The sequence below is a fragment of the Corynebacterium sp. KPL2861 genome, from assembly GCF_040225475.1.
GTDB lineage: Bacteria > Actinomycetota > Actinomycetes > Mycobacteriales > Mycobacteriaceae > Corynebacterium.
The window spans coordinates 89,990-104,062 of record NZ_JBEHFW010000002.1; the positions used below are offsets into that span (position 1 = coordinate 89,990).

13 protein-coding genes are annotated in these 14,073 nt (G+C 60.2%); 4 read left to right on the forward strand and 9 right to left on the reverse strand.

The genetic code is table 11. From position 1 onward, the window contains the following. Positions 1-19 precede the first annotated feature (19 nt). Positions 20-1,654, reverse strand: a complete 1,635-nt coding sequence (locus ABRP84_RS02015; protein WP_349852477.1) for a peptide chain release factor 3 — start codon at positions 1,652-1,654, stop codon at positions 20-22. A 24-nt stretch (positions 1,655-1,678) separates the two neighbouring features. Then, the gene (locus ABRP84_RS02020; protein ID WP_349852479.1) at positions 1,679-2,515 is read right to left on the reverse strand and encodes an SDR family NAD(P)-dependent oxidoreductase; all 837 of its coding nucleotides are present in this window, start codon (positions 2,513-2,515) and stop codon (positions 1,679-1,681) included. Between the two features lie 117 nt (positions 2,516-2,632). Here ABRP84_RS02020 and ABRP84_RS02025 point away from each other — a divergent pair, with 117 nt between their 5' ends. Beyond that, positions 2,633-3,985: a TrkH family potassium uptake protein gene (locus ABRP84_RS02025; protein WP_349852481.1), complete on the forward strand. Its 1,353-nt coding sequence runs from the start codon at positions 2,633-2,635 to the stop codon at positions 3,983-3,985. Then, positions 3,978-4,670, forward strand: coding sequence for a potassium channel family protein (locus tag ABRP84_RS02030; RefSeq protein ID WP_349852483.1), 693 nt, complete (start codon positions 3,978-3,980; stop codon positions 4,668-4,670). The genes ABRP84_RS02025 and ABRP84_RS02030 overlap by 8 nt, the downstream gene beginning before the upstream one ends. Here ABRP84_RS02030 and pth (ABRP84_RS02035) read toward each other — a convergent pair. After that, positions 4,667-5,314 (reverse strand): aminoacyl-tRNA hydrolase, encoded by a 648-nt coding sequence (gene pth, locus ABRP84_RS02035; RefSeq protein WP_349852485.1) that lies wholly within the window; start codon positions 5,312-5,314, stop codon positions 4,667-4,669. The genes ABRP84_RS02030 and pth (ABRP84_RS02035) overlap by 4 nt on opposite strands. A gap of 35 nt (positions 5,315-5,349) precedes the next feature. Here pth (ABRP84_RS02035) and ABRP84_RS02040 point away from each other — a divergent pair, with 35 nt between their 5' ends. Continuing rightward, the gene (locus tag ABRP84_RS02040; RefSeq protein WP_349852488.1) at positions 5,350-6,345 is read left to right on the forward strand and encodes a nitronate monooxygenase; all 996 of its coding nucleotides are present in this window, start codon (positions 5,350-5,352) and stop codon (positions 6,343-6,345) included. A 63-nt stretch (positions 6,346-6,408) separates the two neighbouring features. Continuing rightward, positions 6,409-7,863 (forward strand): glyceraldehyde-3-phosphate dehydrogenase, encoded by a 1,455-nt coding sequence (locus ABRP84_RS02045; protein WP_349852491.1) that lies wholly within the window; start codon positions 6,409-6,411, stop codon positions 7,861-7,863. Positions 7,864-7,933: 70 nt separating this feature from the next. Here the strand turns inward: ABRP84_RS02045 and ppk2 are convergent, their stop codons facing one another. The 6 genes from ppk2 to glmU form a co-directional block, all read right to left on the reverse strand. Continuing rightward, positions 7,934-8,809 carry a polyphosphate kinase 2 gene (ppk2, locus tag ABRP84_RS02050; RefSeq protein ID WP_349852493.1) on the reverse strand — a complete coding sequence of 292 codons (876 nt, stop codon included), beginning with the start codon at positions 8,807-8,809 and terminating at the stop codon, positions 7,934-7,936. Positions 8,810-8,909: 100 nt separating this feature from the next. Further along, on the reverse strand, positions 8,910-9,749 hold the full coding sequence (locus ABRP84_RS02055; protein WP_349852495.1) for a fumarylacetoacetate hydrolase family protein: 840 nt from the start codon (positions 9,747-9,749) through the stop codon (positions 8,910-8,912). Between the two features lie 5 nt (positions 9,750-9,754). Beyond that, entirely contained in the window at positions 9,755-10,288 is a 534-nt protein-coding gene (gene pth, locus ABRP84_RS02060) for an aminoacyl-tRNA hydrolase (protein ID WP_349852497.1), read from the reverse strand. A gap of 187 nt (positions 10,289-10,475) precedes the next feature. Next, positions 10,476-11,135: a 50S ribosomal protein L25/general stress protein Ctc gene (locus ABRP84_RS02065; protein ID WP_239269139.1), complete on the reverse strand. Its 660-nt coding sequence runs from the start codon at positions 11,133-11,135 to the stop codon at positions 10,476-10,478. 458 nt (positions 11,136-11,593) lie between these two features. Beyond that, on the reverse strand, positions 11,594-12,568 hold the full coding sequence (locus tag ABRP84_RS02070) for a ribose-phosphate diphosphokinase (protein WP_284771310.1): 975 nt from the start codon (positions 12,566-12,568) through the stop codon (positions 11,594-11,596). Positions 12,569-12,584: 16 nt separating this feature from the next. Further along, positions 12,585-14,030 carry a bifunctional UDP-N-acetylglucosamine diphosphorylase/glucosamine-1-phosphate N-acetyltransferase GlmU gene (gene glmU, locus ABRP84_RS02075; protein ID WP_349852499.1) on the reverse strand — a complete coding sequence of 482 codons (1,446 nt, stop codon included), beginning with the start codon at positions 14,028-14,030 and terminating at the stop codon, positions 12,585-12,587. Between the last annotated feature and the right edge of the window lie 43 nt (positions 14,031-14,073).

Here is a 14,073-nt window from a genome sequence, read left to right on the forward strand (position 1 = left end):
TGAAAATGGCGGACGGGTATTAATCTGCGACCAACGTCTCCGTAGTCAGCTCTGGGTGTTCCTTTTCAATGAAGGCGAGCTTCCACTTATCGCCAAAGAGAGCGATGAGCTCGCCGTCCTGGCGGGTGAAGATCTCCACGCCGCGCTGGCGGCCGAGTTCCGGTGCGGATTCGGCATCGGTGCGCCGCGCCACGGAGTAGGGGATGGGCTCGGTGACGGTTTCGACGTTGTACTCGAATTCCATGCGGGCCTGCATGACCTCGAACTGCATGGGGCCGACCGCGGCCATGACCGGAGAGGCATCACCGCGCGCATCGTTGCGCAGGACCTGCACCACGCCTTCGGCCGAGAGCTGCTCCAAGCCCTTGCGGAAGGCCTTGTACTTGCCCAGCGATTTCGCGCGTAGGATGCGGAAGGCCTCCGGGGCGAATTGGGGCATGGGCTTAAACTGCACCTTTTTGCCGGAATAGATGGTGTCACCGGGTGCTAGCGCGCCTGCGTTGACGAGGCCCACGATATCGCCCGGGTAAGCGGTATCTACGGTATCGCGGGTGCGGCCAAAGACCGTCAGCGCATACTTGGTGGAAAAGCTGCGCCCTGATTGGGCGTGGTTGACCTGCATGCCGCGCTCGAATTCGCCTGAGACCACGCGCATAAACGCCAGGTTATCGCGGTGCTTTTGGTCCATGCCCGCCTGCACCTTGAAGACGACGCCGGAAAAGTCATCGGCGACCTCGCGCACCTCATCGATGGCGCTGGTGGCCGCTTCCACGGCCTTGGGATCGGATTCGCGGGAATGCGGGGCCGGGGCGATGGCGCACAAGGTATCCAAAATTTGGTGGACACCGAAGTTCAACATCGCTGAGGCGAAGATGAGAGGGGAGGTCACGCACTGCTCAAAGAGCTCTTGATCGTGCAGGGCACCATCGGCGGCAAGCAGCTCGGCTTCCTCTACCGCGGTTTCCCACACATCTTCTTCCTTTTCTTCTGCGGCCACCGGATCGTAGTGTTCCTCCGGTGCGATGGTGGAACCACCGGCGGTGCGGATGAAGTGGATGTAATTATCGGCCTCGCCGTCATCATTGATATGGGCCAGGCCGCGGAAATCGCCTGCGATGCCCACCGGCCAGTACAGCGGGGTGGGCTGCAGCTGGATTTCGTTCACGATTTCATCAACGAGTTCGAGCGGCTCGCGGCCCACGCGGTCCCACTTGTTGATCACCGTGACGATGGGCAGCCCGCGCGCCTTACAAACGCGGAAGAGCTTGAGTGTTTGTGGCTCGAGGCCCTTGGCGGCATCGATAAGCATCACTGCGGCATCCACCGCGGTGAGCACGCGGTAGGTATCCTCCGAAAAGTCCGCGTGACCTGGGGTATCAACCAGGTTGATCATATAAGGCTCGCCCTCGTGTCCCTCCGGGGCGTATTCAAACTGCAGCGCGGACGAGGCGACGGAGATACCGCGGTTTTTCTCCATGTCCATCCAGTCAGACACGGTGGACTTGCGGTTGCCCTTGCCGTGTACCGCGCCGGCCTCATTAATCACGTGCGCATGCAGCGCCAGCGCCTCCGTCAGCGTGGACTTACCGGCATCCGGGTGGGCGATAACGGCGAACGTGCGGCGGCGCGAGGCCTCAAAAGCGACAGAACTCATGCGCCATAGTCTAGTGGTTTCCCTCTACCACTCCACATTGAGGCGACGGCCCAGATCCTCAAAGACGCGGTGGGCCACGGAGGTGTTCTTCGCAATCGGGCGCTGCAGGCCCAGCGAACGCCTATTATTGTAATATTCCCCGGACTGGAAATGGATGCCCTCGGTGCCGGTGAGGAAGTAAGCCAAGTTCTCGCCGCCGGCCTCTGCGGTGCCAAAGGCCTTGCCGATGACCCCGGAATACACCTTGCCGGTAAGCCCGTTCGAGGACTTGCCAAACTCGGTGGCTAATACGCCCGGGTGAAAAGACACCGCGTTGATGCCGTGGGCATCGATAAACCGGGCGAGCAAGATATCCGCCAGCTTGGCATTGCCGTATGCGCGCTCTGGGCTGAAATGCTCCAGCGTATTGGGATCTGCCGGGTCGAAATTGGAGATCAGCATATTGGCCAAGGACGCCGTGTTGACCACGGTGGCGTTACTATCGCGCAGCTTTTCTTGCAGCAGGGATGTCAAAAGGAAGGGCGCGACGACGTTGACCTGCCACGTGCGCTCGAATCCATCGGCAGTCATGGTGGGGCCATCGAAGATACCCCCGGCATTATTGCCCAAAGCATCGATGCGCTCTAGTTGTTGCAGGTCATTAGCCAGCTGGCGCACTTGGGCAAGCGATTCGAAATTGGCGAGGAAATACTGTCCGTCCACCTCCTTTGCAACGGCCTTGGTCTTGTCCGGATTACGACCGATGATGACGAGGTTATCCTGCGGGCGCGTGCGGCGAATCTGCCGGGCGGCTGCGGCACCAATGCCTGACGATGCCCCGGTAATCACGATGGTCCTAGCGGCGGAATACGGCGAAGTCATACGCTAGATTCTAGCGATGGTCGCGACATTCGTTTGCGACATTCGTTCGTGATATTTCTCCGCGGCGTCCCGCCGCGCAGTTCCGCTTGGGGCTGGACGGGTCTATACTTCCGGTTTGTGAAGCGCCTGCTTTTTCTGCGGCAGTGGGGACCGGCGCGGCTAACAGCCACCGGGTTTCTACTGCTCATCCTGATAGGAACGGCATTGTTATTGCTGCCGTTCGCCGAGGCGGGAGATTCCCGCGCCTCGTTTTTATCTGCCCTTTTTACCGCAACCTCCGCAGTCTCGCTGACCGGCCTGGTCGTGGTCGATACCGGCAGCTTCTGGAGCCCGGCCGGGCAGGTCGTCATTTTGGCCCTGATCCAACTGGGCGGTTTGGGGATTATGTCGCTGGCCTCGCTATCCGGCCTGCTTTTGACCGGCCGGATTAGCTTCAAGGCGCGCAAGACCGGCGCCTATGAAAGCCGGCCCATCCTCGCCGGTGGCATCCGCCGCACCCTGATTTTTACCTTCGCCTTTACCGCGGTGGTAGAAAGCATTATCGCCGCGGCGGTCACCGTGCGGCTTATGGTGGGCTACGGGCATTCCTTCCCGCGAGCTTTGTGGGAGGGCATCTTCCATGCGATTTCGGCCTTTAATAACGCTGGGTTTAGCACCAATAGCGATAACCTCGTGCCCTTTGTGGGCGACGCCTGGATTCTCTTGCCGCTGGCCGGGGCGGTCATCGGCGGCGGGCTGGGTTTTCCAGTCTGGGCGGAATTGGTGCGCCACGTCCGGCGCGGGTCGGAGGCGATGCGCCGCTTTTCCATCACGGCGCGCATGACTCTGGCGGCCACCGGCGTGCTGCTTGTAGCCGGCACGATATTTTTTGCCTTGACGGAGTGGAATGGCGTCCTGGCACCGATGTCGTGGGGCGAGAAAATCCTCAACGCGTTCTTTGCCAGCGTCTCCCCGCGCACGGCCGGTTTTAATACCTTCGACTACGGTGAGGTTCACCCGGTAACGCTCATGGGCACCGATATTTTGATGTTCATCGGTGGCGGCTCAGCCGGTACCGCCGGCGGCATCAAGGTCACCACCGCGTGCGTGCTGCTGGCCGCCATGGCCGCGGAGTTCTTAGGCAAGGAAAAGACCTCCATTTACCACCGCAGCCTTCCCCACAGCGTTACCCGGCAGGCGCTAGCATTGAGCTTCGCCGGCGTGCTGGTGGTGACCCTCGGTGTGGCGGCGCTGCGCTTTTTCGATCCGCAATTTACCGGCGATCAGGTCTCCTTCGAAGTTATGTCCGCCTTTGCCACAGTGGGCCTATCCACTGGGATTACCGCCAGCTTGTCCGCACCCTCACAAATCGTACTGTGTTTCATCATGTACCTGGGCCGCGTTGGCCCAACCACCCTGGTAGCAGCGCTGGCGGCAAAGAATTTAAGCCGCCGCTACAGCTACCCCGAAGAAAGGCCCTTCATTGGCTAGCATTTTTAAGGCGCTGGGCCATTCCCGCGCCACCCTCGACATCGCCCCGGTCGTCGTCATTGGCTTGGGGCGGTTTGGTTGCTCCCTGGCAAGCGAGCTTATGGGCCATGGGGTAGAGGTCCTCGGTATCGATTCCGATGAAAAGATCGTGCGCGAACAGGCACCGCACTTAACCGAGGCCATTTCCGCGGATACCACCGATCCGGCGGCGCTGCGCCAGCTGGGCATCGATGAGGTGGAGCGGGTCATCGTGGGCATCGGCTCGCACCTGGAGGCGTCCATCCTCACTGTCTCAAACCTGGTGGAGCTGGGTGTCAAGGATATTTGGGCCAAGGCCAATTCGGAGGCCCACGAGCGCATCCTGCGCCAGATTGGCGCCCACCACGTCATCCGCCCCGAGCGCGATACCGGCCGCCGCGTGGCCTATCTCTTGGGCGGGCGCTTCCGCGACTTTGCTGAGATCGCCCCGTACTACGGCGTGACGCAAATGGCCGCGCCCTCCTCGGTCACGGGCCGCCCGCTCGATTTGGGCGAGGTTTGGCGCACCCACCACGTGCAGTTGGTCTCAGTCTGTCAGGCGGAGGGTGCTTGGGCCCCGCTTGCCGATGCCACCCAGCTCGCCCCCACCGATTTCATCGTCGCCGCCGGCAGCCCGCAGGCGCTGGAGAAATTTTCCCAGTCCTAGCGCGAGTGAATGCGGTTTTGGGCTTGTACGAGCCCTTGCGTCGCGATGAGCTGGGCGGCTTCGGCGGCGGTGGCGATGGCGGTATCGAAGCCGGGGCCGGCATCGACAGGCGCTAAGACATAGTCCGGAATCGACGAACCCTTGGGCAGGCGCGCGATGCCAATGCGCACGCGCACATAATCCCGCGTACCCAGGTTGTGTGTGAGCGACTTCAGCCCGTTGTGCCCATTTTCATTGCCGCCTTGCTTTAGCCGAATCTTATTGGCCGGCAGGTCGAGCTCATCGTGGATGACGATGATGTGGTCTGCCGCAATGCCCAAAGCCTGCGCCAACGGGGCAATCGGATCACCGGAAAGGTTCATAAACGTTGTCGTGCGCACCGCCAGCGCGCGGGTATCGCCCCAGCGCAGCGGGGCTGCCTCGAGGCCCATCCCGCGCACCGGCTCGAGTACGTCGCCGCCTTGGGCCAATACATCGTCCACGGCCATATATCCCACGTTATGGCGGGTTGCGGCGTACTTCGCGCCGGGATTGCCCAGGCCAATGATAAGCCAGTCCGCCTCCAACTCGGCCGGATCCAGCCCCGGCTGCGCTTGCGGGGGACCGCCGAAAAACCGGGCAATAAAATCTGTCAAAGCTGCCACGAATGCGCCTTTCTAGCTCGGTACAGTAGTTTCCTATGAGCCAGGTTATTCAATCTTTGCGCCGAACCGTAATGCCAGCGCCCATGGCGGGCGGGCCTACCACCGTGGATCTGGTGCGCGCCGCGCATCAGGCCGGTTCCTTTGGCACCTTGGGGCTTGGGCCTGCCAGCGTGGATTCCGCCCGCAGCCAGATCGATGCCTGCGCCGGCATCTCCTTTGGGGTGAACCTCTTTTGCCCGCAGGATCCGTTAACTCCTGAGCAGTTGGCCGCCGCCGCGGACCTGGCCGCGGCCGAAGGCACCTCGCTACCGGATCCCGATTATTCCTTCGGCTTCCGCGACAAGCTCGAGCTGGCGTTGCAGGGCGGCGCCCGCGTCGTGTGGTCCATGTTCGGCACCTTTGATGCAGCGCAGCTTGCCCGCATCCACGCCGCGGGTGCCGAGGCTTGGACCACCGTCACCACACCCGACGAGGCCCGCGCCGCCGCCACGCTGGGAGTGGACGCTCTGTGCGTACAGGGCCCTTATGCCGGCGGACACCGCGGCACGTGGGACCGCACCGCGCTTCCAGACGATCGGCCCCTGCCAGAGCTCATCGCCGCCGTCCACCAAGCCGTCCACGCCGTCGCACCGAGCATCCCGCTGATTGCCGCGGGCGGGTTGCGCACGGCAGGAGAGGTAACCCAGGTTTTAAGCCTGCCCGGCGTGGCCGCCGCGTCGTGCGGCTCTGCCTTTTTGCTGAGTAAAGAAGCCGGAACCAGTGACTACAACCGTAAGCTTCTCCAGCGCGGCGGGGCCACCGTCTCCACCCGCGCCTTTTCGGGGCGCCATGCCCGCGGTTTAGAGACCGACTACACCCGCGCCCACCCCGATGTACCTCCGGTATATCCCATGCTTAATTCCGTGCTCAAGGAACGCCGAGCGCAGCACGATGACGCCGTAGCCTACTGCCTCGTAGGTGAGCCGGCCGCCAAAATCCGCGGGGGTAGTGTCGCAGACATTCTGGACTCCCTATGCCAAAACAAACACTAAGACACGCTAAAATTTGGGGCGAAGATTTCTAGCCACCCCCGAAATAGAAATGGATGGAGCCTCGTGACTGCGAACGCACATATTGGACATGATGACTGGAACGAGCGCCTGGAATTGGCGCAGCATATGATTCCCCTCATCCACCAACTGCACCGCAATAACAACGTCGTCGCCACCATCTTCGGCCGCCCGCTGGTTGGGCAGACCGATATCGACATCATCAAGTCCCACCGCTACGGACGCCGCATTGCCCAGCGCCAGCTCTCCACGGCAGAAACCCTGCCCATCCTGTCCGAGTTAGCGGATATGAACCTAAGCTCCGCCTCCATCGACGTTGGACGCCTCCTCTTGGGCTTTGAAGAGTCGGGCGAAGATGATCTGCGCCGCTACCTCGAAGATGAACTCACGGAAATCGTCGGTGCCGGTGAAGACATCGACCCCACCGATGTCGTGCTCTACGGCTTTGGCCGCATCGGCCGCCTCCTTGCCCGCATCCTCGTCGCCCGCGAGGCCGCTTACGGCGGCGTGCGCCTGCGCGCGATCGTGGTGCGCAATAAGGGCGAAGGGGACATCATCAAGCGCGCCAGCCTCCTGCGCCGCGATTCCGTCCACGGTGCCTTCAACGGCACCATCAGCGTGGACGAGGAAGAACAGATTATCTGGGCCAATGGCACGAAGATCCAGATGATCTACGCCAACGACCCAGCGACTATCGATTACACCGAATACGGCATTAATAACGCCGTGCTGGTAGATAACACCGGTGTCTGGCGCGATAAGGAAGGCCTGTCCCAGCACCTTGAGGCCAAGGGCGTGGCCCGCGTGCTGCTGACCGCACCGGGCAAGGGCGATATCAAGAACATCGTCTTTGGCATCAACGATTCCGCCATTACCGATGACGATAAGATCCTCTCCGCCGCATCGTGCACCACCAACGGCATCACCCCGGTGCTCAAGGTCATCAATGACCGCTACGGCGTGGCCCACGGCCACGTGGAAACCGCGCACTCGTTTACCAATGACCAAAACCTCATTGATAACTACCACAAGGGCGAGCGCCGTGGCCGCGCCGCTGGCCTGAACATGGTGCTTGCCGCCACCGGTGCCGCTAAGGCTGTTGCCAAGGCCCTGCCCGAATTCGAAGGCAAGCTGACCGGTAACGCCATCCGCGTCCCCACCCCGGATGTATCCATGGCGGTGCTCAACCTGGAGCTGGAGCAAGAGGTCGACCGCGATGAGGTCAATGACTTCCTGCGCAACGTCTCCCTGCACTCGGATCTGCGCCAGCAGATTTCCTACATCGCCTCCCCAGAGGTCGTCTCCAGTGACTTCGTGGGAAATACCAACGCCGGCATCGTCGATGGCATCGCCACCATCGCCTCCGGCAAGCACCTCGTGCTTTACGTCTGGTACGACAACGAGTTTGGTTATTCCAACCAGGTCATCCGCGTGGTGGAGGGGCTTTCTAATGCCCGCCCGGTGGTCCTGCCCAAGCGCGTATCACCCTCTGAGCTTTAAGCTCGCATAGTTTAAGGCCCGCGGTAATCCCCGCGGGCCTTAGATATTTAAGCGGTGGGGCGAAGCAGGACTACTTCTTTTTGTCCTTCTTCTTGCCTTTCTTCTTATCCTTCTTTGTAGACGAGGCCTCCAGCTTGGCGGCTACATCCGGCACGTAGCGGAACTCTTCGCGGTCTGGGCGCTCGTAGGTCTTGCCATCGGAATCGGGACGGTGTGGGATTTCTGGCAGATCGCGCTCGATCTTCTCGTAGGGGATGGTATTGAGCAGGTGCGAAATGACGTTGATGCGCGAGCGCTTTTTGTCCTCAGACTCCACGGTGTACCACGGTGCGGTCGGGGTATCGGTGTGGATGAACATGGCATCCTTGGCGCGGGAATAGTCCTCCCAGCGGGTAATGGATTGGAGATCCATGGGCGAGAGCTTCCAGCGGCGCAGCGGATCATTGCGGCGGGATTCAAAGCGCTTAATCTGCTCTTCATCAGATACGGAGAACCAGTACTTGCGCAGGATAATGCCGTCTTCTACAAGCATCTGCTCAAAGGTGGGAGCCTGGTGTAAGAAGCGGACGTATTCTTGGTCCGTGCAAAAGCCCATGACGCGCTCAACGCCGGCGCGGTTGTACCAGGAGCGGTCAAAGATGACGATTTCGCCCTTGGTAGGCAGCTTTTCCACGTAGCGCTGGAAATACCACTGGCCCTGCTCGCGCGAGTTCGGGGCCGGAAGGGCCTCGATGCGGCAGGTGCGGGGGTTGAGGTACTGCGTGATGCGCTTAATGGCAGAACCCTTGCCGGCGGCGTCGCGGCCTTCCATGATGATGACCACGCGGGCGCCGGTCTCAACAACCCACTGTTGCATATCGACGAGCTCTGCTTGCAACCGCTCGAGCTCTTTTTCGTAGGCCTTCTTATTCAGCTTCTTAGGGGATGTGCTGCTTTTGGTGCTCATTCTTCCAGCTTAACGGCTTGGTGGCACTATCTAGAAAACTGGTGTGCCCTCGTTGGAGTGAGAACCCAGCCACAGCTAGTGCGGGGTATGTGCAGCAGGCTTAAAGGCCGGGCTCGCCGTAGCGAGTGGTATTAGAAATATGACCGAGCCCTTCGACGTCGATGGCGACCGTATCGCCGTCTTGGAGGAATTGTTGCGGGTCGCGGGCAAAACTAACGCCTTCGGGCGTACCGGTCACGATGACATCACCGGGGTTGAGGGGATAGAGCTGCGAGCAGAATTCGATGAGCTCAGCGATGGAAAAGATGAGGTCATCAGTATTGTCCTGCTGGCGCACCTCGTCATTAACCGTGGTGGTAAGGCGCGCGTTACCACCTGGCGCCCATTCATCAGGGGTAGTGAGCCAAGGTCCAAAGCCTGCGGTGCGGTAAAAAGACTTGCCTGCGTGGAATTGGCTGGTCTGGCGCTGAAAATCGCGCAGGGTGTAATCATTCATGATGGCATACCCCGCCACGTAATCTAGTGCATCCGCGCGGGTTACGCGGTGCGTGCGCTCGCCGATGACCACCGCAAGCTCACCCTCATAGTCCAGCTTCTGGGTAGCGTATTCGGGGATATAGACGTCATCGAAGGGGCCGGTCAGGGCATCGGCGAACTTGATAAACAGCGTGGGGTGCTCGGGAAAGTCGCGGCCCATTTCCCGGATATGCTTGGCGTAATTAAGGCCTACGCAGATGATTTTTCCTGGCGTTGGGACGACTGCTTCTAAATCATGCTGATCAAAGACTATCGGCTCGCCAGATAGTTGTGCGGCCTTGCGCCAATCTTCGCTGCGCAGCAGCGCCCCTACGTCTTCGTAGTCCAGCTCCACACCCACATTATCGCCTTCAATGCGGATTGCGGAGGTGCCGAACGCGGTGCGAAGAGTAGCCAATTTCATGCCAGCTAGTCTAGCGCACTCCTTATTTCTGCTACCGCGTCAGCGCAGAGGATGGGGATCTCCACCTTTTCTTGCTTGGACCACGGCTTGAGCACAAACGATGACGGATCCATCCGGCCTGGCGGCCTTCCGATGCCGATGGAAAGACGCTGATAGTCCTTAGTACCGAGCGACTTCGTAGTAGAGCGCAGACCGTTGTGCCCGTGATCGCCACTGCCTTGGCGCAATTTCACGGTCCCGAAGTCGAGCTCTAATTCATCGTGCACCACCACAATATCTGCGGGTGCCAGATGGAAGTACTGGGCGAGTGCCTTGATCGGCCCACCAGACAGGTTCATAAAGGACCGTGGTTTAGCGCAGATGACCTTGCGGCCGGATAGCATTCCTTCCGCGACCTCGGTATTCGTCTTCTTATGCACCGAAAAGCTGCTCATTAATTCACCGGCGAGCTCATCCGCAACGTCGAAGCCGATGTTGTGCCGCGTGCCGGAATATTTCGGGCCAGGATTGCCAAGGCCTACTACGAGTAGTGGAGTCACTGCATTATTGTCGCATAGATTGAAATTCTATTGGAAATACAAACCTATGCGGCACTGAATATGAACTTGAGTAGTAAGCCCAGAATTCGTGAACTTGCCGGACAAGATTTATAAAACCATCTATAAAACCACGACATCGCCGTGAGCAGCAATGCTCACGGCGATGTGTGCTTGAGGGGGTGAGAAATTACTCCTCGGAATCGTCGGACTTGGAGGACTCGCCCTCTTCGTCGACGGAGTCGGCACCAGCGTCGGCGCCGCCTTCCTCAGCAGCCTCAGCGGCCTCTTCGAGCTCCTCGTCAACCTCAGGCAGGGAGATGGAGAGGATAACGGTCTCTGGGTCTGCCACCAGGGTGGTGCCTTCCGGCATGGTGATGTCGGCGGCGGTGATGACTTCGCCGTCCTCGAGGCCCTCGATGGACAGCTCGATCTCTTCCGGAATGCTCAGTACGTCAGCCTCAACCATGAGGACGTCTGCGTCCTGGATGTGCATGGTGCCCGGTGCGGACTCGCCGGTCAGGGTAATCGGAACCTCAACCTCGACCTTCTCGCCGCGCTTAATCAGCAGCAGGTCAACGTGGTCGATGTCCATGGTGAGCACGTTCTGGTCAACGTTCTTGACCATGGTCAGGTACTGCTCACCCTCGATCTCGAGCTCCAAAACGGCGTTGACACCGTTGTTGCGAACGAGGGACTGGATGTCCAAAAGGGGCACTGCGAAGTGTACTGGCTCCTGGTCGCTACCGTAGATTACGCCGGGAACCTTCCAGTCGCGGCGCAGGCGGCGGGCGTAGCCCTTGCCAAAGACGGTACGTGGTTCTGCTTTAATGATTGGGCGCTCTGCCATGATGCAATCTCCTTTGTCGGTGTAGTGCGGCGAGGCTATCGAAGTTATAAAAACGACGAAAGCCTGCCGATGAACGTCTTGGACGAGTCATCGCAGGCGTCAATAAAAGCAACATGCTCTAACTTCAATCGCGTCGATAACGGCTTCCCAATTTTTGAGTCGCCCTCGCCGAGACTGAGTTAGATTAGCATCTCTCGACCGATGAAACCAAAACCCGCCCCGTTAGGCTTCCTTCGCGCCCGTCCCCCGTCGCGCCCTTCGCGCTCACCGGCGGCGCGTATGTCTGTAGCTCGGGTCACGTAGTGAGCGTGAAGGGCGGGTGGGAGAGCGGCAGGCGGTAGTGCTTGCGTGTACCTGCGCCGCCCTTGGCGCTCACGGGGATGGAAAACACCGACACCCCGCCGTTCACGGTGAGCGCGAAGGGCGGGGTGTGAGGTGTAGTGCGATCGGTGGAACGCTTATGCGCGGTCGAAAAGGGTAGTCACGGAACCGTTTTCGAAAATCTCGTGGATGGTTCGAGCCAGCAGTGGGGCGATGGACAGGACCTTGAGGTTGGACCAGCCTTCGGTGGACTGCGGCAGGGTATCGGTGGTGATGACTTCCTCGGCACCGCACTCGGACAGGCGCTCGCGGGCGGGGTCAGAGAATACGCCGTGGGTGCACGCGATGATGACCTTCTTTGCGCCCGCTTCCTTGAGCACGCGCACGGCGCCGGCGATGGTGCCGCCGGTGTCAATCATGTCATCGAGAAGCACGCAGTCCTTGCCCTCAACTTCACCCACCACGCGGTTGGAGACCGTCTTGTTGGCCTCGGTATTAGAGCGGGTCTTGTGCACGAAGGCCAGCGGGGCATCGCCCAGGTCGTGGGCCCACTTTTCGGCGACCTTCACGCGGCCGGCATCGGGGGAGACGACGGCGATGTTATCGGTGGCGTACTTGGACTTGATGTAGTCCGTCAAGATGGGCTGGGCGTGCATGTGGTCCACCGGACCGTCGAAGAAACCCTGAATCTGGTCCGTGTGCAGGTCCACCGAGACGATGCGGTCCGCGCCGGCTGCCTGCAGGAGATCTGCGACCAGGCGGGCGGAGATGGGCTCGCGGCCCAAGTGTTTTTTATCCTGACGCGCGTATGGGTAGAACGGCAAAATCGCGGTGATGCGCTTGGCGGAACCACGCTTCAGTGCATCGATCATGATGAGCTGTTCCATCAACCACTTATTGAGCGGCTGGGAGTGCGATTGCATGACGAAGCAGTCAGCGCCGCGCACGGACTCTTCGAAGCGGATAAAAATCTCGCCATTGGCGAAGTCCCGGGCGGTGGTAGGAACCAGATCGGTCTTGAGTTCCTTTGCCACTGCCTCAGCCAATTCTGGGTGTGCGCGCCCAGAAAAGAGCTTCATGTTCTTGCTACTACCAGTTACCTTGCCAGTCATAGGAGAATATGCCCCTTTACTTCTCGTTGTCCTGTGCACGGGCTGCGGCTTCTGCCGCTGGGGTGCCCGGACGCTTCTTTTCAACCCAGCCTTCGATATTGCGCTGTTTGCCACCGGAGACTACGAGTGCTCCCGCGGGAACATCGTCTTTAATTACTGTACCCGCACCGGAGTACGCGCCATCACCGACATTGACCGGAGCGATAAACATCGTATCCGAACCGGTGCGCACATGGCTGCCAATGGTGGTGTGGTGCTTGTCCACACCGTCGTAATTGACGAAGACCGAGGACGCACCGATATTGGATTCCTCGCCCACGGTGGCATCACCAATATAGGTAAGGTGCGGCACCTTGGTACCGCGGCCGAGCTCGGCATTTTTCGCTTCCACGAAGCCGCCGAGCTTGCCATCTTCGCCCACGATGGTATTCGGGCGAATAAAGGTAAACGGCCCGATCTTGGCGTTGACGCCGATGACGGAATCGCTACCGTGCGTGCGGACTACGGACGCGCCGGTACCGATCTGCATATTCGTCAACGTGGAATCCGGGCCGACCTCGGCATTATCGGCAATGCTCGTCGCCCCCCACAGCTGGGTGCCGGGGTGGATGGTGACATCGGTGCCGATGGTGACATTGACACCAATCCAAGTGGTTTCCGGATCGATGATGGTGGCGCCGCCGCGCATGGCCTTTTCCACCATGCGGCGGTTGAGCTCGCGGCCGGCGGCAGCTAGCTGCACCCGGTCATTGACGCCGGCGAGTTCCTGTGGATCTGCGGCGACGTGCGCACCCACGCCATGGCCGGGGGTGCGGGCGATTTCGAGGACATCGGTAATGTAGAGCTCGCCCTGCGCATTATTGGTATCAAGCTTGGTCAGGGCATCCCGCAATGCTGCCGCATCGAAAGCGAAAACGCCGGAGTTGACCTCACTAACCAGGCGCTGTTCTTCGGTGGCATCCTTGTGCTCCACGATGGCGGACACAGACCCGTCCGTGTCGCGAATGATGCGGCCATAACCGGTGGGATCTGCAAGGCGCATGGATAATACCGTGACCGCATTGCCTTGAGCGGTGTGGGTATCGCGCAACCCCTCGATGGTTTCTGGGGTCAAAAGCGGCACGTCACCGTTGGTGACAATGATGGTGCCTTCGAAATCAGAAATGGGAGAAATCCCGCAGGACACGGCATGGCCGGTACCGCGCTGGTCTTCCTGCACGGCCTGCACGACCTCGCGGTCCAGCTCATTTGAAATCTTTTCTACGACGGGCGAGACCTGCTCGCGCTGGTGGCCCACGACGGTAACGAGGTGATCCGGGTTAATACCCGCCGCGGCGTGCAGAGCATGTCCAAGCAGCGTGCGACCGCCGATTTCGTGCAAAGTCTTTTGCTTTGTGGATTTCATGCGCGTGCCGGCGCCCGCAGCGAGGACGACGACGGCACTTGGGGTAGTTGCTTCCACGGTCAACAAAACTCCTGGGGGTTGAGTTTGATTAGTTCTTCGG